Below are 24,061 nucleotides of genomic sequence, written 5' to 3'. Positions count from 1 at the left end.
CCCGCCCGCCAGCGCCGGTGCCGCGACCACCTATGCCGTTCTGATCCCATCCGCGGGTGTCGGCGCCGCGGCCCGTCCAGATCCCGCGCAGCCACATCACTGCCAGGCTTCCGGCCACCCCGGTGATGATCCCCAGCAGGGCCGGGAGGAGCCAGACCAAAGGCCCGGGTCCGCCCGGCGGCGCAACCCCCGGTTGCAGGACGCCGGGAGAGGCGGGGCCCGGAAGGGCCGCAGTGCGCGGTAGCGATGGCTCATCGTCCTCCTTGCGGTAGGTCCCGCGCACGCTCCACACCTTGCCTGCCGGCCAGCGGTCCTCGGCATAGAGGTAGTATGTGAAACCTCCGCCGGTGGCGATGCGGGCAGGGGCCGGGGTCAGGGTGAAGCCGGTCGAACGCAGGGGCCGCTCCACGGAGACCTCCAGCGCCTCGACGGCAAGCGGGAAGGCCAGCTCGACAGTAAAGGTCCTCTGGGGGCGTCCGGTGAGCAGGTCGGCGTAGTACTCGAACTGGAATCCCGGCACGGGGGTGAGGAACGTCACCCGCGTCCGCTCCCCCTCCCGCTCCGTCTGGTACTGCGCGGCGAAGAGCTGCCCGTCGCGGCGGTAGGCGGCGGCGTGCACCCGCGCACCGGCCGGGATGGTAAAGGTGAGCGGGTAGGGCAGCGAGGCCTGGGCGCTGAGCGTGCCGCGGTAGATGACCAGCACCCGCGGGTCGTCGTGCTCGGGGCGGATGTCCACGCCTAGCGCGGTGAAGGTGACCTGCGTCACGCCAGAACTCAATGCGCCGGGGAGATTCCAGAGGGACCCCCCGGCGGCCAGGGCGACCCCCAGCAGGATCCGATAGAGAGCGCGACGCCACACGGCAAATCTACCCGAACAGGACGGGGCGCCACAAGGCGAATCTACCTGCAGCGGGCCTAGCGCGACACAGCAAAGTTTACCCGCCGGGCGGCCGGCGGTTCAGGCGCTCCTCTACCAGGCGGATGAGCGTGCGGGCGATGGCCTCCTTGCCCTGGGCCACCGCCAGCACCTCGCCGGAGGGATCGACCACGTAGCCCGTGTGCTCGCCGGCCTCGATCTCCTTCTGATCGTTGGCTACCACCAGGTCACAGCGGCTCTTGCGCAGCAGATCCAGCGCGCTGGCTATCAGCTCGTTTCGCGGTCGGCCCACTTCCAGCTTGAAGGCGACCAGGAAGGTCTGCGGCGCCAGTTCCTTCACCAGGTTGACGGCCTTGGGCGTGGGGACCAGGCGGATCACCCACTCCGACTCCCCGGAGCCGGTCTTGCCCGGGCGGAGCTCCGCCGGCTCGAAGTCCAGCACTGCCATGTTGTGGATCACCGCGTCGTAGCCCCTGGGCAGCTCCTGGCGGAAGGTGCGGATGAGGTCGTGCACGGTGTCGATGGCGATCAGGGTCAGGTGGTCGTGTACCCAGCCGCGGACCGTGGGTACGACGCTGGGGCGCCCGTGGACGAACGTAACGGAAGCGCCTCGGCGCAGCGCCTCCTCCGCCAGCAGCGCGCCCAGCCGGCCCGTGGACTTGTTGGTGATGTAGCGGATGGCGTCCATGGGGGCGCGGGTGGGACCGGCTGTGATCAGGAACTTCCTGCCGCGCAGGCTCATGATGGCACCGACCTCCTAACCGACCTCCTATTCGACGGCGGCGGGGCGAACTGCTGCCGCCTGCCAGGTAAGCACGACGGCCAGGTTGCGGCGCGTCATTGGCCCGCCTGCGTCCTGGTCTGCGAGGGCCGGGTCACCACCCGCAGTCCCCGCCGCGCCGCCCGAAAGGGCAGGACGCGGAATCCGGCCTCCTCCAGCGCGCGCTCTACCGCACCCCTGCGTTCTGCCGGGACCAGGGAGACCACGCAGCCGCCTCCACCGGCCCCGCAGACCTTGCTGGCCAGCGCCCCCGCCCTCCGGGCCACGGCCATGGCCCGCTCCACCTGGGGCGTACTCACGCCCTCGGCCAGTCCCCGCCGCTGCTCCCACTCCGCACGCAGCAGGCGAGCGCAGGCGTGCAGGTCCCCCTGCCGCAGGGCGTCCCGCATCTCCCGGCTGATGCGGCCGATGGCGCGCAGCCCCCGCGTCGTCCCGGCGACGCCGTCCAGGTAGGCCCGCACCATGCTCCAGTTGGTCAGGCCCGAGGTGTGCGGCGCGCCGGTGAAGGTCAGGACCAGGTGCTCGGCCAGACCGCCCAGGCGGCGGGGCGGGAGCAGGGGCTCCACCACTGTCTGGTCGAGGCCGAACCAGATGGCGTTGAGGCCACCACAGAGCGCCGCGTAGTAATCCTGCTTGCCGGTGGGCGCGTTGATGGACTGCGCTTCCAGGCGGGAGGCGAGGTCAACCAGGTCAGGACGCGGCGAGGGGAGCGAGGAGACGGTGCCTCCGCTCACCGGCCTGCGGGGGCGAGACGGCAGGGGGCCCGGACGCCGAGACAGCAGGGAGCCCGGACGCCGGCCGCGCCACCGGGCGCACGCGGCCAGCAGGCCAACGAGCAGCGAGGAGGAGGCGCCCAACCCAGAGCCCTGTGGCGCCTGGGAGGCGGTAATCACACGGGTGCGCGCTGGCAGCCCGCAATAGCGAACGGTGCGCAGCACCAGGTCCAGCGGTCCGCCTACGGGGAGCGCGGCGGCGGTGGGGGCTTCCACGCCTACCCCCAGGTCCCGGGCGTAGACGGCGACGCCGCCGGAGTAGGGCTCCAGGCGGGCACGGGTGCCGATGGTGATGGCCAGGTTGATGGTGAGGGCGCCGTCCTCCAGCAGGTAGATGGGGTAGATATCCAGAGTGCCGCCGGCCAGGTCGATGCGCGTGGGGGCGGTGGCCTCGACGATCATGCGAAAATCCTCTCCAGCCGGCGGCGGAAAGCCTGCGTGGCCGACCGGATGCCGCCGGGGTCGCCACCGGTGACGACGACGCCAATCATCAACGCCCAGACGGCGGGCAGGGCGAAATAGCGCTCCAGGTCCTCGGGGCGAATGTGCCGTTGCGTGGGGACGATCAGCCGGCGGCCGCTTCTCTCTCCAGCGCGCGCCAGGGCCGCGAAGTCTTCCTCCGCAGGAGGGCGCCCGTACCCCTCCGGTGGCACCAGGGCCGCCTCCGCCCACTCCCCGGGGAGGTGGTGGAGAAACGTAAGGGCCTCCGCGGGGTAGTCGTGGGGGATCGCCGGCACCACCGGTACCTCTGCGGCGTACAGGAACAGCGGCAGGTGTGTCAGGTAGGCGTCCAGGAAGGCGAAGCGTCGCAGCAGGGGGAGTTCTCCGGGGCTGACCATGCGTTCCTCCCCTGGCACAAGCCCGGTGGGCAGGCCCAGCTCCAGGATGGCGTTCAGACGGTCCATCTCCTCCGCCAGCGAACCGAAGACCGTCCCCGCGGCGCGGTGGCGGACGTTGACGTGCACCTTGAGGAGATGCGCCCCTCCGTCGATGGCCGCCTGGGCCAGGTCGCGGTCGTTGCGCGGCAGGCTGACCAGCAGCAGCCCGCGGCGGCTTAAGGGGGCGTCAGTCCTGTGCATCGACATGTGTAAACATCCACGGACCGTCGAAGACAGCACACGTGGCCGCGGCGGATGAAGGGCATGGAAGGAAACGCATGGTGCGCTCGTGCTTACATCCCCGGGAGGGGGAAGCGCACGCAGAAACGGCGGACCTCTTCGCGCAGGCGGGCCAGGGTCGTGTCGGTCTGTACGGTCCGGCGGAACTCCTGCAGCACCCGGGCGCGGGCCTTGCGGTCGGCGGGCATCTGGAACGCCTCGATCCGTTCGGCTACGGCGGCAATCCAGGCCGCCAGCTGCTCCATCTCCCCCTCGCGCATCCCCCGGGTGGTGGCGGCGGGCGTGCCCAGGCGGACCCCGGAGGGATAGAAGGGGGTGCTGGGCTCGCCGGGGATGGTGTTCTTATTCACGGTGATGCCCACACGGTCCAGGGCCTCCTGCAGGAAGAGGCCGCGCCCCGGGCCGGTGGGGGTCAGGTCGAGCAGCAGCATGTGGTTGTCGGTGCCGCCGGTGACCACCGTGAAGCCGCGGGCAGCCAGGCTGGCGGCCAGGGCTCTGGCGTTGTGCACCACCTGCGCCCCGTAGGCCTTGAACTCCGGGCGCATGGCCTCCCCCAGGGCCACGGCGATGGCGGCGGTGGTGTGGTCGTGGGGGCCGCCCTGCAGGCCGGGGAAGACGGCACGGTCGATCTTCTCGGCCAGCTCCGGGTCCCGGGACAGCCCGCGCTGGGTGACCAGGATCATGGCGCCGCGAGGACCGCGCAGCGTCTTGTGGGTTGTGGTGGTGATGACATGCGCGTAGGGCGTGGGGCTCTTGTGCACGCCGGCCACGATCAGGCCGGCGACGTGGGAGATGTCGGCGGCGAAGTAGGCGTCCACCTCGTCGGCCACCGCGGCAAACTCCTCGAAGGGGAATTCTCGGGGGTACGCGGTGGCCCCGCACCAGATCAGCCGGGGACGGTGCTCCCGGGCCAGGCGGCGCACCTCCTCCATGTCGATGTAGCCATCCGCCTTCACGTGGTAGGGAACGCTGCGATAGTAGGTTCCGGTGATGCTGACGCTCCAGCCGTGGGTGAGGTGGCCGCCGTCGGGCAGGTTCTGGCCCATGACCACATCCCCGGGCCGGCAGGTGGTGAAGTACACGGCCAGATTGGCGGGGCTGCCGGAGTACGGCTGGACGTTGGCGTGGGGGGTGCCGAAGAGCGCCTTCGCCCGCTCCTGGGCCAGGCGCTCGACCTCGTCCACGTGCTCGTTGCCGCCGTAGTACCGCCGTCCGGGATAGCCCTCCGAGTACTTGTTGGTGAAGATGGACCCCATGGCCGCAAGCACGGCGGCAGAGACGTAGTTCTCGGAAGGGATGAGCTCGACGCCTTCCAGCTGGCGACGTCGCTCTGCTTCCAGGATGGTGTAGACAGCGGGATCCTGTTCCCTCAGGGCCATGCGCCTCTCCTCCAGGAGGTCCAGGGTGCCCGCTCCATACTACAACCCCGCATCCCGGGTTTTCACGCCGCCAGGGGAACTGGATGCGCCTCCATCACCCATGACAAGGCGAAGGCGGCGCCGCATCTCCGACGCCGCCCCGCTGCACCCTCCCGGCCTGGCTCTGCTCTGCCAGCCCGGATGGTATTCACGGGATCAGGCCATTGAGGTCTCCGACTGGTTCTGGTCGCGCATCTTGAATATCCGTCCCGGCCGCCAGGGGGTGCCCAGCCAGGCCAGCAGGTAGTAGTCCAGCCCGATGTAGCCGGCCACCTTCCAGGCCAGCAGCAGCAGGATGGCCAGGGTGAAGAGGACGGGGTTCGTGCTGGCGGCTCCCGCCATCATGAAGTTCCAGTTCATCAGGGCGCCGAAGAAGGCGGCCACGCCCACGAAGGCGCCCAGCACCAGGGCGATGCCCACCAGGAGTTCGCCGTAGGTGACCAGCTTGGCGAACCAGGTGTAGCTCTGGGTGTTCAGCAGCCACCGGATGAACTCCCGGTACCAGTCGAAGGCGATGGGCGGCCTTCCCCCCTGCGGGATGGCTACCGCCCGCTCCCAGAAACCCTTCAGGGCAGCGCCCGTCTGCATCCAGGCGGGGTCGGAGATCTTGTGCAACGCGGCGTTGATCCACTGATACCCCACCCAGACCCGCACCACGAGCCAGACCCAGGCCATGGTGGTACTGCTGAAGAGGAACCGGGCCACCGGGGGGTCCTCGATCACGTGATCCTTGACTACGACTCTTGCCATCGACTGTCACCTCCCGAGCACAGCCTATCCTACCGGTTTAGGCGGAGAAATACGGCGAAAGTCCGATTCGGGCATCAGGCGGATGCGGCATTCTCCATTCGGATCGGGTGCTGATAGGCGGAAAGGACCGGGCCCGGCGGCATGGGGAGGGCGGGGCGACGGGAGGGGGGAAGCGTGGTGTTCGGGAGGGGGAAGCGTAGTGTATGGTGGGGACAGGAGGTTGCGGATGATGCGATTCGCCCGCTCTCTGGCTCTTATCTTAGGATTTGCCCTGGGACTTGCCATCGCGGCCATGGGCGTCTACACCGCCTATGTGGCAAGGCTGTGGTTTCGCGCCATGAGGGCGTAGGCCCGCGGCACGTTCAAAATTTCTTCACAATCGCTGCACCGGCGATTCACCCCGGGGCCTTACGGTGACGTTGGAGGTGATGAGAGATGTCTCGACGTTACCTGTTTGCCGGTCTGGGTGTTCTTGCCCTGGCCGCAGCTCTGGCTGTACCAGCGGTGGCCCAACCCGGGTGGGGTGCGGGGTGCTGGGGATTCGGCTCCGCCGCCCCCAGCCTGACAGTCCGCGGGCCCCTGACCATCGACGGCGCCGTCGAGCGGGTGAAGGAGGTCCTGGCTGCGGTCGGCTATGCGGACCTGCAGCCCAAGGAAGTGATGGAGTTCTCCAACCACTTCTACGTGCTGGTGGTGGAGAAGAGCACGGGAAAGGGCGCCATGGAGCTGATCGTTGAGCGCAACGGCGTCGTCCGTCCCGAGCCCGGCCCCAACATGATGTGGAACGTCAAGTACGGCCACATGGGGGGCTTCGGCTTTGGCCCCGGGATGATGGGCGGCCCCGGGATGATGGGATGGGGTGGCCCGGGATGGGGCCCCGGGGGCCCGGGCTGGGCTCCGGGGATGATGGGTCCGGGCGGTCCCGGATACGGGCCCGGCTATGCTCCGGGACAGGCGGCGGCACCGCTTGGCCGAGAGCGGGCGCGGCAGATCGCCCGGGAGTTCCTCAGCCGCGCCTTTCCGGGAGCAGCGCCGGACCACGGGACAGAGTTCTACGGCTACTTCACCTTTGACGCGGAGCGCAACGGCAAGACCTTCGGCATGCTCAGCGTCAATGCCTACACCGGCCAGGTCTGGTATCACACCTGGCACGGGACATTCATCCGGGAGAAGGAGCTTTAAAGGAGGACAGTCATGACCTCGCGGGATCTGACGGTGGTGTTGCTGGTAGTTCTGGGCGTGCTGGTGCTCCTGCCTGTGCTGGGGATGACCCTGGGCGGGTTCGGGATGATGGGCCCGGGGATGATGGGGCCCGGCATGATGGGCGGCTGGGGATACGGCCGGGGCTTCGGATGGATCGGCGGGTTCGGGCTGCTGACGCTCCTGCTGCTGGTGGCGGGTGTGGTGCTCATCGTGCTGGCCTTCACCCGGCGCGAAGCCCCCAACGGAGCACTGGAGATCCTTAAGCAGCGGCTGGCCCGGGGCGAAATCACTCCGGAGCAGTACGCGGAGCTGAAAAAGACCCTGCAGTAGCGGGCGGCTGGGACGGCCATGCAGGGGAAGACGGTCCTCCTGGTGGAGGACGAGGCCGCCATCGTGGACGTGGTGCGCCGCTACCTGGAGCGGGACGGGTACCGGGTGGTGGTGGCATCCGAGGGGCAACGGGCCGTGGACGAGTTCCGGCGTCTGCGGCCCGACCTCGTCCTGCTGGACCTGATGCTCCCCGGGCTGGACGGGTGGGAGGTCTGCCGGCGCATCCGGCAGGAGGGCTCCACCCCCGTGATCATGCTCACGGCTCGCGACGACGAGGCGGACAAGCTGGTGGGTCTGGAGCTGGGCGCCGACGACTACATCACCAAACCCTTCAGCCCGCGGGAACTGGTGGCCCGGGTGCGCGCGGTGCTGCGGCGCGCCCGGGGCACGGAGGCGGCCCCGGGCGAGGTGGTGCGGGTGGGGGACCTGGAGATCGATCCCTCCCGGATGGAGGCCTTCCGCGGCGGGACGCCGCTACACCTCACCCCTACCGAGTTCCGCCTGCTCCTCACCCTGGCCCGCCACCCCGGGCGTGTCTTCACCCGACTGCAGCTGCTGGATCAGGTGCAGGGTTACGCCTACGAAGGGTACGAGCGCACCATCGACGCCCACATCAAGAACCTGCGGCAGAAGCTGGAGCCCGACCCCAGGCATCCCCGCTACATCCTCACCGTGCACCGCGTGGGCTATCGCTTGGCTGAGGCCTCCCGTGAGTAGCCTGCGCTGGCGGCTGGTCCTGGCCATGGTGGCGGCGGCCTGGCTGTCCGTGGCCGCGGTGGGGCTGATCAGCGCCAGGCTGACGGCGCAGCGTGTCGACACCTACCTGCGGCACGCATCGGGGATGCCCATGCCGGGCATGCGCCAGATGATGACGCAGATGATGGGCGCCCCGGAGCGGCGGCTGCTGGCGGATGTACGCCGCGCCACCTGGCTGGCGGCCCTGGCCGGCGCGGTCCTGGCTGCGGTGGTGGGGACGCTGACGGCGCGCCGCATCACCGCTCCGCTGCGGCGACTGGCGGACGCCGCCGGGCGCATCGGGGCGGGAGACCTGACCTCCACGGTGCCGGCAGAAGGCGACGACGAGCTGGGGGAGCTGGCCCGTACGTTCAATGCCATGGCTGCGGACCTGCGCCGCGCGGAGGAGGCCCGGCGCCGGTTGCTTGCCGACATCGCCCACGAGCTGGGGACCCCGCTTGCCGTCCTCCAGGCCAACGTGGAGGGGATGCTGGACGGCGTGGTGGAGACGTCACCTGATCGTCTGGCCTCGCTGCACGCGCAGATCCGGGTGCTGACCCGCCTGGTGCGCGACCTGCGCGACCTCTCCCTGGCGCAGCAGGGGCAGCTCCCGCTGGATCGGCGGGTTACAGACCTGGCCGCCCTGGCCCGTGAGGTGGTGGAGCTCTCCCGGCCGCTGGCCGAGGAGAAGGGGATTGCGCTGACGGTGCACGCCGCGGGTGCCCTTCCCGTGGTCGCCGATCGCGACCGCATCGCCCAGGTCCTGCAAAACTTGCTGTCCAACGCACTGCGCTACACGGAGGGTGGCGGCGTGGCCGTTGCCGTGCGGCGCGATGCCACCGAGGGTGTGGTGGAGGTAAGCGACTCCGGTCCCGGTATCCCGGAGGAGGAGCTGCCGTACGTCTTCGAGCGCTTCTACCGGGTGGATCGCTCGCGCGCCCGGACGACGGGGGGCGCGGGGCTGGGCCTGACCATCGTGAAGGCCCTGGTCGAGTCCCACGGGGGCCGTGTCTGGGCTCGCAGCCGTCCGGGTGGGGGCAGCACCTTCGGGTTCGCCCTGCCGCTGCAGCCTCCGGGCCCGGTCAGCTGACCTGGCGGGGACGCCCCTCTCGGACGAGAGGCTACGGCGAGGGGGACGGGACGATCAGGCCGGGCGCAGCGGCTGGTTGCGCAGCGGGCAGAAGGCGGTGAGCCAGAGCTTCTGGTCGCGGGCCCAGTCCGCCCAGGCCTTGTCGCCCACCTGGGCGCGCCGCGCCGCCGACTCAATGCGCAGGTCGTTGCCTCCGCTCTGCGCCGCCAGGTTCACCAGCAGGTGGCAGGGAAAGTCGGTGCAGACGCCGCAGTGGGGGACACCGCGTTCCCTGGCGCAGGCGTAGACCGGGCAGAACTTGCCCAGGTCCACCTCCTCCTGCGTGGCACACTCCGCTGGGAGGACATCGTACCAGGCGCTGCCCTCCCAGTAGATGCCGCAGATCCCGGCGAAGTCCTGGGGGCGCACTTTCTCCCTCCGTTGCTTTCCCGCGGAAGCCGCCGCCTTCATCGCCCTCACCCCTTAGTTCAGCGTAGCACCTGGCCGCACGGTGCCTATCAGGCCTCCAACGTATTCTGGCGGCCATATACATCATTGCCCTCCCCCTGGCGGTGGATAGCCGGAGAGGCGGGCCAGCTCGTCCAGGCTGAGGAAGCCCTCATAGCGCTTCCCGCCGATGTCCCAGGTGGGGTAGGCGCGGATGCCTGCGCTGATGCAGGCCTGGGGCTGCGCGGCAACGCCGCGAGGGTCGCATTCGATGTAGGGGAGCGCGCGGGCCGCCCGCCCGAAGATGGCCTTCTGGTCCTGGCAGTGCGGGCACCAGTAGGCGCCGTAGAAGCGCGCCCCGCTGGCGGCCAGGTGGCGGGCCAGCCCCTCGGCATACCCACTGACCGCCGGCCCCGGGGCCGAGCGCCCATAGCCCACCGCCAGGAGGGCAACCACGGCCAGCGCGGCACCGCCGCTCCACAACCACGAGCCGGCGGATGCCGGACGCGGTCGGCGGACCAGCGCCAGGGTCAGGATGCCCAGGGCGAGGAAGGCGGATAGCAGACAGAGAGTGCAGGTGGCGCGCACGACCAGCTGCTGGATACCCACGAACACCGCCGATGCGGCAACGCCTGCGGAGGCCGTGGGGAGCAACAGCGCAAAGCGGGCCACATGGGTGAGGCGGCGCAGGGCCAGCGCCAGCAGGAACCCGTAGAAAAGTAGCCCCAGGACGCTGACGGGGATACCGAATAGCACGCCGTAGCGGCTGGATTGCACGATGTCGCAGCCAGATCCTGCCGGGCAGTACGCCGGCGCGTGCAGCGCCCGCGTAGCCACCAGGTATCCGGAGAGCAGCACGCCGGTGCCGGCCAGTAGTGCCAACCAGGAGTCGACCGCCCGGGGGGCTATCGCCTTTCCCCGTCCCCTGGCTACCTTGCCCCCGCGTCCCCCAGCAGCTGCTCGATAGCCTCCTCCCACGGTCGCCACGTCACCACCGCCCCCGGGAACTTCCTGACGATGCGGCCGACGGGGTCGATGAAGAACGTCTCCGGAACGCCCGTGACCCCGTAGGCCCGGTTCACCCTGCCGTCGCGATCGCGCACGTTGGGATAGGTGATCCCGTTCTCCCGGATGAAGCGCCGCGCGTCGGCTTCCAGGTCCTGAATATTCACCCCCACGACCACCAGCCCCCTGTAGCGGTAGGTCTGCCAGGCCCGTTCCAGCAGAGGGGCCTCCTCCCTGCACGGTCCGCACCACGACGCCCAGAAGTTCAACACCACCGGGCGGCCCCGCAGTTCCACAAGGTCCAGGGCGCGCCCCTCCAGAGTGGATAGGCGGAAGGCCGGGGCGGGGGGGCGGTGCCCCCGGGCCAGGGCGGCGGCAATGGAAGTCGACCGTCCCGCCCGCAGCACCGCCGCACCCAGGACAGCCAGGACCGCCACCAGGGGAAGAATCCAGGCCAGCCGCAGCAGCAGGGAGCGGAGACGCATCGCTTCCCATGGTCGGGGGCAAGGCCCGGAGGCGTCCATCGGGCTCAAACCCGATTTTCCCCTCCCTCCTGCTTTCGCCCGATGGCGCAAATCGGATCTTCGTCCGATGTGTTGCCTCGGGCGGCGCTGGTAGGCTGGCTGCAGGAGGCGATCGATGTCCCGGTCAGTCCCGCCCACCTCTCCCCAGTCCACCTCTACCAAAGTACGGATCCTCCTGGCGGATGACCATGCCGTGGTCCGGGAAGGGATCCGCATGATCCTGGAGGCGCAGCCCGATTTCGAGGTGGTGGGAGAGGCGGCGGATGGGGAGGAGGCGGTCCAGCTGGCCCGCCGGCTGAACCCCGACGTGGTGGTCATGGACATCAGCATGCCCAAGCTCTCCGGGGTGGAGGCGACCCAGGCCATCAAGGAGGCGCTCCCCGGAGTGGAGGTGCTGATCCTGACCATGCACGAGGAGCAGTCCTACCTCTTTCAGTTGCTGCGGCTGGGCGCGGCGGGCTACGTCCTCAAGCGGGCGGCGGCCAGCGACCTGGTGGAGGCGGTGCGGGCCACGGCCCGCGGAGAGACCTTCCTCTATCCTGCGGTGGCCCAGAGCATCGTGCAGGACTACCTGGAGCGTCTGCGCACCGGGGAGGGCAGCGAGCGCTACGGCGGCCTGACCTACCGGGAGCGGGAGATCCTGGTGCTCATCGCCGAGGGGCTGACCAACGCGCAGATCGCCGAACGGCTGGTTATCAGCGTGAAGACCGTGCAGACGCACCGCGCACACATCATGAAGAAGCTGGACCTGCACGACCGCAGCCTCCTGGTGCGCTACGCGGTGCGCAAGGGCCTGATTCCCCCCTAGCTCGCCAGCGGGCTCTTCGGGCGGGCACCTGATGACGAATCAGCCGGGTGTCGGATGGTGATGATGCTGGCAGGGCAGTAGGCTCACCGTGGGAGCGGGCGCGACCTCCGGGAGGCGGCCTCCCGGAGACACCATCCTCGCCTCGGGGCCAGGCGTCGCCCGCTCCCGCATAGCAGAAGGAGTGCTGATGTCCGTACCATTCTCCCCGGGACAAGAGGTCTCGCGTCCTGCGGCATCTGCGGTGCTGCGCGTGATCATCGCGGACGCCTATCCGGCGACCCGCGAGGTCATCGGCCAGGTGCTGGCCGCAGACAGCCGCTTCCTTGTGGTTGGCTCGGTGGGTACCATGGAGGAGGCGGTCCGCCTGATCCGGGAGGCGCAGCCAGACATCCTCCTGGTGGACCCGTGGCTCTCCGGCCCCGCCGGGCTGCCCGCCTGCGTGGCCGCCAAGCAGTTCCGTCCCGGCATGCTGCTGGTAGCCCTGCTGCCGGAGGAGCGGGAGGAGTACATCCGGGCTGCTCAGGCCCTGGGCGCCGACGCCTCGCTGCAGAAGCGCCTGATCACCCGGGACCTGATGCCGGTCCTGCGGGAGGTTACCGGCGCCCGCGGTCGGTGAGCCCGGGACGCTCGCTGTCCCCGGCTGCACTGCCGCCTACTGCCTCCGGACAGTTGAGGTGAGCCCATGAGCGGATCTGTCAGCGAGAAAATTATCCAGGCGCACCTGGTGGAAGGTGAACTCACGCCGGGGAGGGAGATCGCCCTGCGCGTGGACCAGACGCTGCTGCAGGATGCCACCGGCACCATGGCCGCCCTGGAGTTTGAGGCTATGGGCGTGGAGCGGGTACGCACCTGGCCCGCGGTGGTATACGTGGACCACAACATGCTGCAGGTCGGCTTCGAGAACGCCGACGACCACCGCTTCCTCCGCACCTTCGCCGCGCGCTACGGGCTGCTCTACAGCCGGCCGGGCAACGGGATCTGCCACCAGGTGCACCTGCAGCGGTTCGCCGTCCCCGGGCGGGTCCTGCTGGGGGCGGACAGCCACACCACCGCGGCCGGGGCGCTGGGGATGCTGGCCATTGGCGCGGGAGGCCTGGACGTGGCCCTGGCCATGGCTGGCGAGCCTTACCGGCTGGTCATGCCGGTGGTAGTCCAGGTGCGGCTGACCGGTCGTCTGGGGCCGTGGGTCTCCGGCAAGGACGTGATCCTGGAATTGCTGCGCCGCCTCTCGGTGAAGGGCGGTGTGGGGAAGATATTCGAGTTTTGCGGCCAGGGGCTGGAGCACCTGGACGTTTACCAGCGCGCCGCCATCGCCAACATGATCGCCGAGCTGGGCGCCACCGCCGCCGTCTTTCCCAGCGACGCTCAGACCTACCGCTTTCTCTGTGCTCAGCGCCGCGAGGGCGACTGGGCTCCCCTGGAGCCGGACCTGGACGCCGTCTACCAGGAGACGATCGAGCTGGACCTGGGGGCGCTGGAGCCGCTGGTGGCGCAGCCCTCCAGCCCGGACGCGGTGGTGCCCGTCTCCGCGGTGGCGGGGACGCCGGTGGCCCAGGTGTGCATCGGGTCCTGCCAGAACAGCAGCTACCGCGACCTGCGGGTCACCGCGGAAGTCCTGCGGGGCAAGACCGTCCACCCGGCGGTGAGCCTGACGGTGACGCCGGGCTCCCTGCAGGTCTACCAGATGGCTGCCACCGACGGCACGCTGGCGGAGCTCGCCCGCGCCGGCGCCCGGATCCTGGAGCTGGCCTGCGGGCCGTGCATCGGCATGGGGCAGGCGCCGCCCAGCGGGGCCGTCTCCGTGCGCACCTTCAACCGGAACTTCCCCGGGCGCAGCGGCACAGCCCAGGACCGGGTCTTCCTGGCCAGCCCTGAGGTGGCCGCCGCTGCGGCGCTGACCGGGGAGCTCACCGACCCCCGCCGCCTGGGCCCTCCGCCGCAGGTGCGAGAGCCCGAGGTGTACCCGGTGGACGACCGGCAGATCCTGCGGCCGCCGGCGGAAGGGCAGACGGTGGAGATCGAGCGGGGTCCCAACATCAAGCCCGTGCCCATCCCCGAGCCCCTGCCTGCCTCCCTGCGCGGCCCGGTGCTGCTCAAGGTGGGGGACAACATCACCACCGACCACATCCTTCCTGCGGGAGCACGCGTGTTGCCCCTGCGCTCCAACATCCCGGCGATCAGCGAGTTCACCTTCCACCGCATCGATCCCGACTTCCCGGCGCGGGCTCAGGCGGCACGGGAGGCCGGCGGTGGCTTCGTGGTCGGGGGCAGCAACTACGGACAGGGGAGCAGCCGCGAGCACGCCGCCATCGCGCCCATGTACCTAGGCCTGAAAGCGGTCATCGCCAAGAGCTTCGCCCGCATCCATCGCAGCAACCTGATTAACTTCGGCATCCTGCCGCTGGAATTTGCCCGGGAGGAAGACTACGCGAGGGTGCAGCAGGGGGAGATGTGGGAGATCCCCGACGTGCGGGCGCGCCTGGCCCGCCAAGACCCCCTGGTGCTGCGCCATGCGGCTACCGGAGAGGAGATCCCGCTGCGCACTGCCTTCACCCCGCGGGAAGTGGAGATCCTGCTGGGGGGCGGAGTGCTGCGGATGATGCGGGATAAACATCCCGCACCGGCGGCCTGACCGGCCGGCCACGCCGACGCTGCCCGCTCCTGCAGGCAGCGCAGCTCCGGATCTGACGCCACCCGGTCCCGCCGGCGGAGGGCCTACGGGTAGATGCCGCGGACCATCAGCGCCTCGGCCACGCGCTCGATGGCCCGGACCAGGGCGGCGGTGCGCAGGTTGGTCTTCTTCTCCTGGCTTGTCTTGAGCACCTGGGCGAAGCTGCGCACCATGGTGCGCTCCAGGTTGGCGTTGACCTCCTCCTCCGTCCAGAAGAACTGCTGCAGTCCCTGCACCCACTCGAAATAGGAGACGATCACCCCGCCGCTGTTGGCCAGGATGTCCGGGACGACCAGGATCCCCTTCTTCTCCAGGATCTCGTCGGCGTCGGGCGTGGTGGGGCCGTTGGCCCCTTCGCAGATGATCCGGGCTTTGATCTGGGCCGCGTTCTTCGCGGTGATCTCCCCCTCCAGCGCGCCGGGCACCAGGATGTCGCAGGGAAGGGTGACCACCTCCTCGATGGGCACCTGCTCCGTGCCCGGGAAGTCCACCACCGAGCCAGTTTCCGCCTTGTGCCTGAGCAATGCCCGAGGGTCGAATCCCCTGGGGCTGTAGATGCCTCCGCGGGAATCGCTGGCGCCCACGATGGCGCACCCCTGGTCTGCCAGGAGGTAGGCGGCCACCGAGCTGACGTTGCCGTAGCCGGTGACTACGACCCTGGCCCCTTGCAGCGGCAGCCCCACGTGCCGGGCGGCCTCACGCGCGGCGATCGTCACGCCGCGCCCTGTGGCCTCCAGGCGCCCCTGGGAGCCGCCGATGGAGATGGGCTTGCCGGTGACCACGGCGGGGATGGAGTAGCCGTGGTGCATGCTGTAGGTGTCCATGATCCAGGCCATGGTCTGGGGGTTGGTGCCCACGTCCGGTGCGGGGATGTCGCCCTCGGGGCTCATCAGGACGCTGATCTCCGTGGCGTAGCGACGGGTGAGGCGCTCCAGCTCCTCGGTGGAGAGCGCCTTGGGGTTGACCACCACGCCGCCCTTGCCCCCCCCGTAGGGCAGGCCGGCCACGGAGCACTTCCAGGTCATCCACATGGCCAGGGCGCGCACCTCGTTCAGGGTGACCTCAGGGTGGTAACGGATTCCGCCCTTGGTGGGGCCCAGAACAGTGCTGTGGTGCACCCGGTAGCCGGTGAAGATCCGCACCGACCCATCGTCCATCTTCACCGGGAAGTTCACCGTCAGCTCCCGCTTGGGGTAGGCGAGGAACTCGCGGATGCCCCGCTTCAGCGTCAGGTAGTCCGCGGCATGGTTGAACTGGCGTAACGCCATCTCCCAGGGATCTTCTCGCACGATGGGGGCTGCGATCTTGGCGCTCATCGTCTCCCTCCTTATGTAGCAGGTTACACCGGCGCGGCGTCTCGCGGGTGAGTGAGCCGCCGGTGCAGATAGCGATCGATGGCCGCAGCGGCGCGCCGCCCGTCGCGCAGCGCTGTCGCCACCAGGTCGGGACCGCGCACGGCATCGCCGCCGGCGAAGACACCGGGCACGGTGGTGGCGCCGTCCTCGTCCACCACGTAGGTCCCGTCCCCGCGCAGGGCTGGCCCATCCGCCGCCGGGAGGGGGCTGCCGTCGAAGCCAAAGGCCAGGATAGCCAGGTCGGCCGGCACCTGGAACGTGCTCCCCTCCACCGGCACCGGCCGTCGCCGGCCCTCCTCGTCGGGCTCGCCCAGCTCCATGCGGACACATTCTATGCCGCGCAGCCGCCCTCCGTCCGCCAGGAAGCGCACAGGCGCACTGAGCCAGCGGAAGACCACCCCCTCGTCCCTGGCCGCCTGCACCTCCCGCCGGCTGCCCGGCATGTTGGCCTCGTCCCGGCGGTAGAGGCAGACCACCTCGGCCGCACCCAGCCGCCGGGCCACCCGCAGGCAGTCCATGGCCGTGTCGCCGCCGCCCAGGACCACCACCCGCTGCCCGCGCAGGTCGTCACGGTCCGCCGGGTCCAGATCGTCCATGGCGTTGCGGGCCAGGAAGGGCAGCGCGTCCTCCACGCCGGGCAGGTCACTGCCGGGGAGGGCGGGGCGTTTGGGTGTGGTGGCACCGCTGGCGATGTAGACGGCGTGGAAGTACGTCCGCATCTCCTCCAGGGCGATGTCGTCTCCCACCCGCGTGCCGGTGACGAACTGGACGCCCAGACGCTCCAGGTAGCGGATCCGCCGGTCGACCACATGCTTCTCCAGCTTGAAGCCGGGGATGCCGTAGCGCAAGAGTCCGCCGGGGAGAGGCTGGCGCTCGTAGACCGTGACGTGGTGGCCGCGGCAGGCCAGCTCCTGGGCGCAGGCCAGGCCGGCGGGACCGGCACCCACCACCCCCACCCGCAGGCCCGTGGCCGGCGCCACGTCGGGCAGGGGCAGCCCCTCCCGGGCGATGGCGTACTCGTTGATGAACTTCTCGATGGCGCCGATGGCCACCGGCTCCCGCTTTACCCCGATGGTGCAGGCGCCCTCGCAGAGCCGGTCCTGCGGGCAGATGCGGCCGCAGATCTCCGGCATGGGGTTGGTGCTGCGGGAGAGGTGGGCCGCTTCCACAAACCGACCGTCCATGGCCAGGGCCAGCCAGCCGCGGATGCGGTTGTGCAGGGGGCAGGCCGCCTCGCAGGGCGCCTTGCCGCACTCCAGGCAGCGCGCGGCTTCGGCGGCTGCCTGCTCGGGGGTGTAGGTGAGTCCTACCTCCCGGAAGTCGGTGATTCGATCCTGCGGCGGGCGCCTGGGAACCGGAACGTGCGGCAGTTTCAGCCGTTCCCTCTTCTCCAGTCGCGGCATGCCTACCGAGCTCCCGCGCTCACTGGGTCAGCAGGTACTCATAGGCCGCCAGCGCAGCCTTGGCTCCCTCTCCGACGGCGATCAACACCTGCTCGGCGAAGACATCGGTGACGTCACCGGCGGCGAAGATGCCCGGGGCAGAAGTGCGGTTGCGGCTGTCCACCCGGATGCGCCCCGCGGCGTCGCGCTCCACCAGGTGGGCCACCAGCTCCGACTGTGGTACCAGTTCCAGCTCCACGAAGAAACCGTCCGCCTGGACCTCGCGCCGCTCCCCGTCGCGGGCCAGCACCACGGCGCGCGCGTACTGGTCCCCCACGAACTGCTCCACCCGGAACCCGTGCAGCACCTCCACGTTGGTCGCGGCCAGTACCCGCGCCCCCAGGGGCGAGTCCAGCTCTCCCCGGGTGGGGGCGATGAGGGTGACGCGACGGGCGGTGCGCGCCAGCTCCGCCGTGGAGCGCAGAGCCAGGGCGCTGTCGCCGATGACCGCCACCTCCCGCTCGATGAACAGAGGAGCATAGGAGACCGCGCTGTAGCACAGGCCGCGCATCATGAACTCGCGCTCCCCGGGGACGTTGAGCAGCCGGCCCAGGGCTCCGGTGGCAATGATCAGCGCCCGGGCCTCGTGGGAGGCCCCGGCCTGGGTGTGCACCCGGTACCCTCCGGGGATCTGCTCCACGCGCTCCACCCGGGTGAAGACCCGCGCGAACTCCACGTACTGTATCTCGTTGGCAAAGCGGCTCACCGTCTCCTCTCCGGTGATCACCAGGTGGTGCTCCACGAAGGGGAGCTGGAGCCGGTAGTTGGTCTTGCCCCCCAGGTCCCGGGTCAGCAGCAGGACGTTCAGCCGCTTGCGCAGCGCGTAGACGGTGGCCGTCAGGCCGGCCGGTCCGCCGCCGATGACGATCAGATCGTACATGGCTCTCCCTCCTGGACCTCTGTCCGCTCCCTTGTCCCGGGCGGGTCAGGCGGCGGAGGGGATCAACCCCTCGGCCATCATCACCCGCGTCTGCTCCCGGGCGCGACGGATCAGCCCTTCAGCCTGGGCTAACTCCTCCTGGTACGTCAGGGCCTTGCGGGCCACCCCATCCTCCACCGCGCGGACCGCCACCGCCGCGGCCTCGCGGGGGAAGACCTCCCACTCCTCCATGGTGGGCAGGATGTAGTCGGGTGAGAGGCCCTTCTCCGCGGCCATGCCCGCCAGCGCCTCCGCCGCCGCCATGCACATTCCGTCGGTGATGGTGCGCGCCCGCACGTCCAGCGCTCCCCGAAAGATGCCGGGGAAGCCCAGGGAGTTGTTCACCTGGTTGGGGAAGTCCGACCGCCCCGTGGCCATCACGGCCACGCCGGCGGCGGTCGCCTCCCAGGGCCAGATCTCCGGCACCGGGTTGGCGCAGGCGAAGAGTACGGCGCCGGGGGCCATGTGACGGACCCACTCCGGGAGGATGGTCCCCGGGCCAGGCCTGGACATGGCGATGACCACGTCGGCGCCCTCCATGGCTTCGGGGATGCCACCGGTGCGCCCCTCCGCGTTGGTGATCTGACAGAAGCGCCACTTGTCCACGAACTCCGCCTTACGCAGTTCCACGTCCTGCCGCCCGCGGTGCAGGATGCCCCGGCTGTCCACCAGCAGGCAGCGGCCGGGAGTGGCGCCCGCGGCGAAGATCAGGCGGGCGGAAGCCACGTTGGCCGCGCCGCAGCCGACGAAGGTGATGCGCACCTCGGGCAGACTCTTGCCCACCACCTTCAGCGCGTTGAGCAGGCCGGCCAGGATCACGGTGGCGGTGCCCTGCTGGTCGTCATGCCACACCGGGATTTCCGCCCGCTGCCGCAGCGTGTCCAGGATGCGGAAGCACTTGGGCTGGGCGATGTCCTCCAGGTTTACCCCGCCGAAGCCGGGCTGGATGAGGAGCACCACCTCGATGATCTTATCGGGGTCCTTGGTGTCCAGGACGATGGGCCAGGCGTCCACGCCGCCCAGGTACTTGTAGAGCAGAGCTTTACCCTCCATCACCGGCAGGCCGGCCTTGGGGCCGATGTCCCCCAGGCCGAGCACGCGCGTGCCGTCCGAGACCACGGCCACGGTGTTCCACTTATGCGTGTGCTCGTAGACCAGGTCGGGGTTCTCCGCGATGGCCCGGCAGGGCGCGGCCACACCGGGCGTGTACCAGATGGCAAAGTCGTCAAAGCTCTGCACGCGGCACTTCAGGGCGGTCTCGACCTTGCCGCGGTAGAAGGGATGCAGCCGCAGGGCGTCGGCCGACGGCTGCCGTGCCTTGGCCAGCAGTTCTTCCACGGTAGGGGCAGGATCCGGGTGGGTCATGGAAGCCTCCTCTCCTGGGTTGCTGCGGTGAAACAGGTCGCCGGGAACTGGTCGTCGCCGCGCTGCACGGCGGTGTGGCTGGGGGAAAAGAAACGGGTGGCGGCGGCCGCCGTCCGCAGGAATAAGAGCGCTTGGCCAGCCCGCGGACCGCCCGCCGTGAAGATCACCGCGACCCTCACCTCTGCCTCTCGCCGCCCATGGCTCGACGGCCCCTCCGGTGCGGGATCACGGGCAGCCCCAACAGGCATTTTACCGCCTGCGGTGCCCTCGGCGCGAGGAGGCTCTTTGCATCGCGCCCATCCGCTCTCCCGTGTAGGGGTAAAATCGGGCTGCGGCCCGATGAAGGGCCACAGAAGCGGCGATAGGCTGGTCCGGGTACGACTGCCCGGGCAACCTCCTCGCCGGCGGAAGGAGGGTACTGTGCATGCTACGCCAGGACGCGCTCGAGTACCACAGCCGGGGGCGCCCCGGCAAGATCGCCACAGCCGTGACCAAGCCCTGCGGCACCCAGCGCGACCTCTCCCTGGCCTACACGCCGGGGGTGGCCGAGCCAGTGCGGGAGATCCAGCAAGACCCCCTCCAGGCCTTCCAGTACACGGCTCGGGGCAACCTGGTGGCGGTGGTAAGCAACGGCACCGCCGTCCTGGGGCTGGGCAACGTCGGTGCCCTGGCCAGCAAGCCGGTGATGGAGGGAAAGGGGGTGCTCTTCAAGCGGTTCGCCGACGTGGACGTCTTCGACCTGGAGATCGACGCCACCGATCCCGATGAGGTGGTGCGCATCGTCCGGGCCCTGGCCCCCACCTTCGGCGGGATCAACCTGGAGGACATCAAGGCGCCGGAGTGCTTCTACATCGAGCAGCGGCTGCAGGAACTGCTGGACATCCCCGTCTTCCACGACGACCAGCACGGCACCGCCATCATTACCGGCGCGGCCCTGCTCAATGCCCTGGAGATCACGGGCAAGCCCCTGGATCGGGTGCGCATCGTTATCAGCGGCGCGGGGGCGTCGGCCATCGCCTGCGCCGAGTTCTTCGTCAAGCTGGGCGCACCACGGGAGCACATCATGCTGGTGGATACCAAGGGCGTGATCTACCGGGGGCGGACCGAGGGGATGAACCCCTACAAGGCGCGCTTCGCTGTGGAGACCACGGCGCGGACGCTGGCGGAGGCCCTGGCTGGTGCCGATGTCTTCATCGGCCTCTCCGGCCCCAACATCGTCACGCCGCAAATGGTGCAGCGCATGGCCAGTGAGCCCATTATCTTCGCCATGGCCAATCCCGACCCGGAGATCCCTTACGAGGAGGCGCGGGCAGCGCGCCCCGATGCCATCGTGGCCACGGGGCGCTCCGACTACCCCAACCAGGTGAATAACGTCCTGGGCTTCCCCTTCATCTTCCGCGGCGCACTGGACGTGCGCGCCCGGGCCATCAACGACGACATGAAGATCGCCGCCAGCCGGGCGCTGGCCGCCCTGGCCAAGGAGGAGGTGCCGGACAGCGTGCTGCGCGCTTACGGCCTGGAGAGCCTGCGCTTCGGGCGGGACTACCTCATTCCCAAGCCCCTGGACCCGCGCGTTCCCCTGTGGGTGGCTCCGGCCGTGGCTGCGGCAGCCATGGCCAGCGGCGTGGCCCGCCGCCCCGTGGACCTGGTTGCCTACCGCGAGGAGCTGAGCCACCGCCTGGTGCGCGGTTACGAGGTGACGCGCATAATCGCGCAAAAGGCCAGAGCGGCGCCCAAGCGTGTCGTCTTCTCTGAGGGCGAGGAGCCCAAGATCATCCGTGCCGCAGCCATCCTGCACCGCGACGGGCTGGCCCGGCCAGTGCTCCTGGGGAGGGAGGCGGTGATTCGTGCGCGGATGGAGGAGATGGGGGTGGCCATCCCCGCGGAGATCGTCGACCCCGATCTCTCCCCGCGTCTGGAGGCATACGCCACAGCGTTGTACGAGCTGCGGCAGCGCAAGGGCGTCACCTTACGCGAGGCCCAGGCGCTGGTGCGCCAGCCTAATTACTTCGCCGTCCTGATGCTGCGGGCGGGTGATGTGGACGCCTTCGTAGCGGGACTGACCTACCACTATCCCGACGTCATCCGCCCGGCGCTGCAGGTGATCGGGCCGGCACCGGGGGTGAGCCGCGTGGCCGGTCTGTACGTGGTGGTACACGACGGTCGGGTCTATCTGTTGGCCGACCCCACGGTGAACTTCGACCCCAGCGCCGCCGAGCTGGCCGACATCGCCATCATGGCGGCGGAGAAGGCACGGGAGTTCGACATCACTCCGCGGGTGGCCATGCTCTCCTTCTCCAACTTCGGCTCCACCCGTCACCCGCGGTCGGCGAAGGTGGCCGAGGCCACGGCGCTGGTGCGTAGCCGCCGTCCGGAGCTGATGATCGACGGGGAGATGATGGTGGAGATTGCCCTCTCGCCGCGGCTGCGGGCGGCAGACTACCCCTTCTCCACGCTGGTCGGAGAGGCCAACGTACTCATCTTCCCCAGCCTGGAGGCGGCGAACACGGGCTACAAGCTGCTGCAGCACCTGGCCGGGGCCGTAGCCATCGGGCCCATCCTCATGGGCATGGCCAGGCCGGTGCACGTGCTCAGCCGCGGCGCAGAGGTGAGCGACATCGTCAACATGGCCGCCATCGCCGTGGTGGATGCAGCGGAGATGGCCCGTGGCGGCACTACGGCTTTCCGGGCCGGCTGACCGGCCGCGGGCCAGGGGAGGCGAGGCAGATGAACGGCGGTAAGAGAGGAGATGCGGTGCAGGCCAGAGAGATCATGTCGTCGCCGGTGCTGACGGTGACGCCGGAGACGCCGGTGCGTGACGCCGTGCAGCTCATGCTGGGGAACCACATCAGCGGCCTGCCGGTGGTGGACGCGCAAGGCCACCTGGTGGGAATCATCTCGGAGGCGGACCTTCTGCCGAAGGCGTCGGAACCGAAGCCGGCGGAGCCGCTCCTGGAGTGGTCGGGGCCGTGGCTGTGGCTGGAGCGGTGGCTGGGCGGTCACCGCAAGGCCGCGGGGCGCACGGTAGGCGAGGTGATGACCCGCCACGTGGTCACCGCCACCGAGGAGACGCCCGTAGGCGAGCTGGCGGCGCGGATGGTGCACCACCAGGTCAACCGCCTGCCCATCGTCCGTGGCCGGGAGGTGGTGGGCATCGTCACCCGGGCGGACATCCTCAAGGTCTTCCTGCGCCCAGACGCGGAGCTGGCGGCAGAGGCGCGGCAGGCGGTGGAGGGCTTCCTCTGGCCGACGGAGGAGGTGCGGGTCACCGTCAGGCGCGGCGTCCTCACGGTGCGCGGCCACCTGGCTTCCCCCGGCCGGCGGGCCACCCTGCTGCAGCGCCTGGAGCAGATCACTGGCCTGATCGCCGTAGATGCCGCCGACCTGGACCACGCCTTTCCCGCCCACGTGCGCGCCAGCGGCGAATAGCGCTCGCGCCCGCTCCCCGGGCGGAGGTGCGCAGGGCCCGCGTCCTGAGGGTTGGTGAGCCTGGCTCCCCGACCGCAGAGCCCAGCTACTTGAAGGCGTGACAGGTGGCGCAGGGCAGGGGCGCGTTGTGCGTGGCCCTGTCCTGGTGGCAGGTCAGGCAGGTCTGCCGCGCCTCCACCCGCCAGGCGTGCGGCCGGTGACAGGTGGCACAGGTGGTCGCGACGTGGGCCGGCTGCCGGTGCAGGGCCGGGCGGGTCGCGGTGTGGCAGCCCGTGCAGACCACCACCGGCTGCGCCCGCTCGTGCGGCTTGTGGCAGGTGCTGCAGGTGAGGGTGATGTGGACGACCGGGGGCGGGAAGCCCGCGGTCTTCTTAGGCGGCAGCGCCTGGTGGCAGCTCAGGCAGGTGAGGCGGGTGGGCCGCAGCGGGCTGTCCAGCCGCAGGAACTGGTGACAGTCCACGCAGTGGAAGTCCGCCATCTGCGGGATCTTGATGGCCCGGGCGCCGGCGGTCTGGGCCTGGTGACACCGGGCGCAGACCGCCTCCACCGGCCGGATGCGGTGCACCGCCTGTGAGTGACAAACCACGCACTCGATGCGTTTCTGCCCGGCATGCACCCGGTGCCCGGCCGTCTCCGCCACCTGCCGCCAGCGGGGGTCGCCACTGGCGTGGCAGCTGGCGCAGCGCTCCGCCGGCACCTGGGCGTGCCGCCCCACCCGCTCCGGGCGGCGCATGGCGAAGACGATGACCTGGCGGGCCGACTCCGTGATGCTCTGCTCGTGGCAGGCGTGGCAGGCCACGATGCGGTGCTCGCTGGAGGCCCAGCGGGTCCAGGCCGCCTCCATGATGTGGCAGGAGCGGCAGAACGCCGGGTTGTTCATGGTGTAGTCGTAGGCGGTGTACCCGGCGAAGGCCGCGGCGGCCAGGCCCAGGAGGACCAGGGCCGCCCCGGCGACGAGGATGGGACGGGGCAGCGTTCCCAGCCAGGCGCTGAATCTGTGTACGGTCGCGCGCCAGCCCGACGGTGCCGGCGGCATCGGGAA

Annotated in this window: 24 protein-coding genes; 10 read left to right on the top strand and 14 right to left on the bottom strand. The window is 70.1% G+C overall.

What is annotated here, in order from left to right:
- The 6 genes from QN152_01835 to QN152_01810 form a co-directional block, all read right to left on the bottom strand.
- A partial coding sequence (locus QN152_01835) for a hypothetical protein (protein MDR7538261.1) occupies positions 1-859 on the bottom strand: 859 nt, incomplete at its 3' end.
- 76 nt (positions 860-935) lie between these two features.
- Complete coding sequence (locus QN152_01830; protein ID MDR7538260.1) at positions 936-1,619, bottom strand: phosphopantothenoylcysteine decarboxylase; 684 nt, start codon at positions 1,617-1,619, stop codon at positions 936-938.
- Between the two features lie 95 nt (positions 1,620-1,714).
- Positions 1,715-2,833 carry a hypothetical protein gene (locus QN152_01825; GenBank protein ID MDR7538259.1) on the bottom strand — a complete coding sequence of 373 codons (1,119 nt, stop codon included), beginning with the start codon at positions 2,831-2,833 and terminating at the stop codon, positions 1,715-1,717.
- Positions 2,830-3,516: a hypothetical protein gene (locus tag QN152_01820; GenBank protein ID MDR7538258.1), complete on the bottom strand. Its 687-nt coding sequence runs from the start codon at positions 3,514-3,516 to the stop codon at positions 2,830-2,832. Before QN152_01820 ends, QN152_01825 begins: the two co-directional genes overlap by 4 nt.
- Positions 3,517-3,602: 86 nt before the next feature.
- The gene (gene glyA, locus QN152_01815; GenBank protein MDR7538257.1) at positions 3,603-4,928 is read right to left on the bottom strand and encodes a serine hydroxymethyltransferase; all 1,326 of its coding nucleotides are present in this window, start codon (positions 4,926-4,928) and stop codon (positions 3,603-3,605) included.
- Positions 4,929-5,123: 195 nt separating this feature from the next.
- The gene (locus QN152_01810; GenBank protein MDR7538256.1) at positions 5,124-5,717 is read right to left on the bottom strand and encodes a DoxX family membrane protein; all 594 of its coding nucleotides are present in this window, start codon (positions 5,715-5,717) and stop codon (positions 5,124-5,126) included.
- Between the two features lie 226 nt (positions 5,718-5,943).
- On the opposite strand from QN152_01810, the gene QN152_01805 reads away from it, so the two are divergent.
- The 5 genes from QN152_01805 to QN152_01785 all read left to right on the top strand — a co-directional run bounded on the left by QN152_01805 (position 5,944) and on the right by QN152_01785 (position 9,075).
- Positions 5,944-6,066 carry a hypothetical protein gene (locus QN152_01805; protein ID MDR7538255.1) on the top strand — a complete coding sequence of 41 codons (123 nt, stop codon included), beginning with the start codon at positions 5,944-5,946 and terminating at the stop codon, positions 6,064-6,066.
- Between the two features lie 86 nt (positions 6,067-6,152).
- Complete coding sequence (locus QN152_01800; protein MDR7538254.1) at positions 6,153-6,899, top strand: hypothetical protein; 747 nt, start codon at positions 6,153-6,155, stop codon at positions 6,897-6,899.
- 12 nt (positions 6,900-6,911) lie between these two features.
- Positions 6,912-7,250, top strand: a complete 339-nt coding sequence (locus tag QN152_01795; protein MDR7538253.1) for an SHOCT domain-containing protein — start codon at positions 6,912-6,914, stop codon at positions 7,248-7,250.
- A gap of 18 nt (positions 7,251-7,268) precedes the next feature.
- Positions 7,269-7,967, top strand: a complete 699-nt coding sequence (locus QN152_01790; protein MDR7538252.1) for a response regulator transcription factor — start codon at positions 7,269-7,271, stop codon at positions 7,965-7,967.
- Positions 7,960-9,075 carry a HAMP domain-containing sensor histidine kinase gene (locus QN152_01785; protein ID MDR7538251.1) on the top strand — a complete coding sequence of 372 codons (1,116 nt, stop codon included), beginning with the start codon at positions 7,960-7,962 and terminating at the stop codon, positions 9,073-9,075. The genes QN152_01790 and QN152_01785 overlap by 8 nt, the downstream gene beginning before the upstream one ends.
- Positions 9,076-9,129: 54 nt before the next feature.
- Here the strand turns inward: QN152_01785 and QN152_01780 are convergent, their stop codons facing one another.
- From QN152_01780 to QN152_01770, 3 genes are all read right to left on the bottom strand, one after another.
- Positions 9,130-9,483, bottom strand: coding sequence for a DUF3795 domain-containing protein (locus tag QN152_01780; protein ID MDR7538250.1), 354 nt, complete (start codon positions 9,481-9,483; stop codon positions 9,130-9,132).
- 123 nt (positions 9,484-9,606) lie between these two features.
- Positions 9,607-10,383, bottom strand: coding sequence for a vitamin K epoxide reductase family protein (locus QN152_01775; GenBank protein ID MDR7538249.1), 777 nt, complete (start codon positions 10,381-10,383; stop codon positions 9,607-9,609).
- A 47-nt stretch (positions 10,384-10,430) separates the two neighbouring features.
- Positions 10,431-10,991 carry a TlpA disulfide reductase family protein gene (locus QN152_01770; protein MDR7538248.1) on the bottom strand — a complete coding sequence of 187 codons (561 nt, stop codon included), beginning with the start codon at positions 10,989-10,991 and terminating at the stop codon, positions 10,431-10,433.
- Between the two features lie 154 nt (positions 10,992-11,145).
- Between QN152_01770 and QN152_01765 the strand changes: the two genes are divergently transcribed.
- The 3 genes from QN152_01765 to QN152_01755 all read left to right on the top strand — a co-directional run bounded on the left by QN152_01765 (position 11,146) and on the right by QN152_01755 (position 14,470).
- Positions 11,146-11,838 carry a response regulator transcription factor gene (locus tag QN152_01765; GenBank protein ID MDR7538247.1) on the top strand — a complete coding sequence of 231 codons (693 nt, stop codon included), beginning with the start codon at positions 11,146-11,148 and terminating at the stop codon, positions 11,836-11,838.
- 187 nt (positions 11,839-12,025) lie between these two features.
- Positions 12,026-12,454 (top strand): response regulator, encoded by a 429-nt coding sequence (locus tag QN152_01760; protein MDR7538246.1) that lies wholly within the window; start codon positions 12,026-12,028, stop codon positions 12,452-12,454.
- A gap of 66 nt (positions 12,455-12,520) precedes the next feature.
- Positions 12,521-14,470: an aconitate hydratase gene (locus QN152_01755; GenBank protein ID MDR7538245.1), complete on the top strand. Its 1,950-nt coding sequence runs from the start codon at positions 12,521-12,523 to the stop codon at positions 14,468-14,470.
- Positions 14,471-14,553: 83 nt separating this feature from the next.
- On the opposite strand, the gene QN152_01750 is transcribed toward QN152_01755, so the two are convergent.
- Genes QN152_01750 through QN152_01735 form a run of 4 tightly spaced genes read right to left on the bottom strand, consistent with a single transcriptional unit; the run spans position 14,554 to position 19,590 of the window.
- Positions 14,554-15,825, bottom strand: coding sequence for a Glu/Leu/Phe/Val dehydrogenase (locus QN152_01750; GenBank protein MDR7538244.1), 1,272 nt, complete (start codon positions 15,823-15,825; stop codon positions 14,554-14,556).
- Positions 15,826-15,848: 23 nt separating this feature from the next.
- Positions 15,849-17,267 carry an NAD(P)-dependent oxidoreductase gene (locus QN152_01745; GenBank protein ID MDR7538243.1) on the bottom strand — a complete coding sequence of 473 codons (1,419 nt, stop codon included), beginning with the start codon at positions 17,265-17,267 and terminating at the stop codon, positions 15,849-15,851.
- Positions 17,268-17,286: 19 nt separating this feature from the next.
- Positions 17,287-18,186 carry an NAD(P)/FAD-dependent oxidoreductase gene (locus QN152_01740; protein ID MDR7538242.1) on the bottom strand — a complete coding sequence of 300 codons (900 nt, stop codon included), beginning with the start codon at positions 18,184-18,186 and terminating at the stop codon, positions 17,287-17,289.
- 45 nt (positions 18,187-18,231) lie between these two features.
- A complete protein-coding gene (locus tag QN152_01735) occupies positions 18,232-19,590 on the bottom strand; it encodes an NADP-dependent malic enzyme (protein ID MDR7538241.1) in 1,359 nt (452 codons plus the stop codon).
- 424 nt (positions 19,591-20,014) lie between these two features.
- Here QN152_01735 and QN152_01730 point away from each other — a divergent pair, with 424 nt between their 5' ends.
- Positions 20,015-22,288 (top strand): NADP-dependent malic enzyme, encoded by a 2,274-nt coding sequence (locus QN152_01730; protein MDR7538240.1) that lies wholly within the window; start codon positions 20,015-20,017, stop codon positions 22,286-22,288.
- A gap of 29 nt (positions 22,289-22,317) precedes the next feature.
- The gene (locus QN152_01725; GenBank protein ID MDR7538239.1) at positions 22,318-23,019 is read left to right on the top strand and encodes a CBS domain-containing protein; all 702 of its coding nucleotides are present in this window, start codon (positions 22,318-22,320) and stop codon (positions 23,017-23,019) included.
- Between the two features lie 85 nt (positions 23,020-23,104).
- On the opposite strand, the gene QN152_01720 is transcribed toward QN152_01725, so the two are convergent.
- Positions 23,105-24,055, bottom strand: a complete 951-nt coding sequence (locus QN152_01720; protein MDR7538238.1) for a cytochrome c3 family protein — start codon at positions 24,053-24,055, stop codon at positions 23,105-23,107.
- Between the last annotated feature and the right edge of the window lie 6 nt (positions 24,056-24,061).

The sequence above is a fragment of the Armatimonadota bacterium genome (assembly GCA_031459715.1).
Lineage (GTDB): Bacteria > Sysuimicrobiota > Sysuimicrobiia > Sysuimicrobiales > Humicultoraceae > Humicultor > Humicultor tengchongensis.
Note: the sequence above shows the minus strand (reverse complement) of the source record. Positions and strands in the feature narration are given on the sequence as shown.

Coding starts and splice junctions, on each gene's coding strand:
- QN152_01830 (MDR7538260.1), bottom strand. CDS start 1,619: ATGAGCCTGCGCGGCAGGAAGTTCCTGATCACAGCCGGTCCCACCCGC.
- QN152_01825 (MDR7538259.1), bottom strand. CDS start 2,833: ATGATCGTCGAGGCCACCGCCCCCACGCGCATCGACCTGGCCGGCGGC.
- QN152_01820 (MDR7538258.1), bottom strand. CDS start 3,516: ATGTCGATGCACAGGACTGACGCCCCCTTAAGCCGCCGCGGGCTGCTG.
- glyA (MDR7538257.1), bottom strand. CDS start 4,928: ATGGCCCTGAGGGAACAGGATCCCGCTGTCTACACCATCCTGGAAGCA.
- QN152_01810 (MDR7538256.1), bottom strand. CDS start 5,717: ATGGCAAGAGTCGTAGTCAAGGATCACGTGATCGAGGACCCCCCGGTG.
- QN152_01805 (MDR7538255.1), top strand. CDS start 5,944: ATGATGCGATTCGCCCGCTCTCTGGCTCTTATCTTAGGATTTGCCCTG.
- QN152_01800 (MDR7538254.1), top strand. CDS start 6,153: ATGTCTCGACGTTACCTGTTTGCCGGTCTGGGTGTTCTTGCCCTGGCC.
- QN152_01795 (MDR7538253.1), top strand. CDS start 6,912: ATGACCTCGCGGGATCTGACGGTGGTGTTGCTGGTAGTTCTGGGCGTG.
- QN152_01790 (MDR7538252.1), top strand. CDS start 7,269: ATGCAGGGGAAGACGGTCCTCCTGGTGGAGGACGAGGCCGCCATCGTG.
- QN152_01770 (MDR7538248.1), bottom strand. CDS start 10,991: ATGCGTCTCCGCTCCCTGCTGCTGCGGCTGGCCTGGATTCTTCCCCTG.
- QN152_01765 (MDR7538247.1), top strand. CDS start 11,146: ATGTCCCGGTCAGTCCCGCCCACCTCTCCCCAGTCCACCTCTACCAAA.
- QN152_01760 (MDR7538246.1), top strand. CDS start 12,026: ATGTCCGTACCATTCTCCCCGGGACAAGAGGTCTCGCGTCCTGCGGCA.
- QN152_01755 (MDR7538245.1), top strand. CDS start 12,521: ATGAGCGGATCTGTCAGCGAGAAAATTATCCAGGCGCACCTGGTGGAA.
- QN152_01750 (MDR7538244.1), bottom strand. CDS start 15,825: ATGAGCGCCAAGATCGCAGCCCCCATCGTGCGAGAAGATCCCTGGGAG.
- QN152_01745 (MDR7538243.1), bottom strand. CDS start 17,267: ATGCCGCGACTGGAGAAGAGGGAACGGCTGAAACTGCCGCACGTTCCG.
- QN152_01740 (MDR7538242.1), bottom strand. CDS start 18,186: ATGTACGATCTGATCGTCATCGGCGGCGGACCGGCCGGCCTGACGGCC.
- QN152_01735 (MDR7538241.1), bottom strand. CDS start 19,590: ATGACCCACCCGGATCCTGCCCCTACCGTGGAAGAACTGCTGGCCAAG.
- QN152_01730 (MDR7538240.1), top strand. CDS start 20,015: ATGCTACGCCAGGACGCGCTCGAGTACCACAGCCGGGGGCGCCCCGGC.
- QN152_01725 (MDR7538239.1), top strand. CDS start 22,318: ATGAACGGCGGTAAGAGAGGAGATGCGGTGCAGGCCAGAGAGATCATG.
- QN152_01720 (MDR7538238.1), bottom strand. CDS start 24,055: ATGCCGCCGGCACCGTCGGGCTGGCGCGCGACCGTACACAGATTCAGC.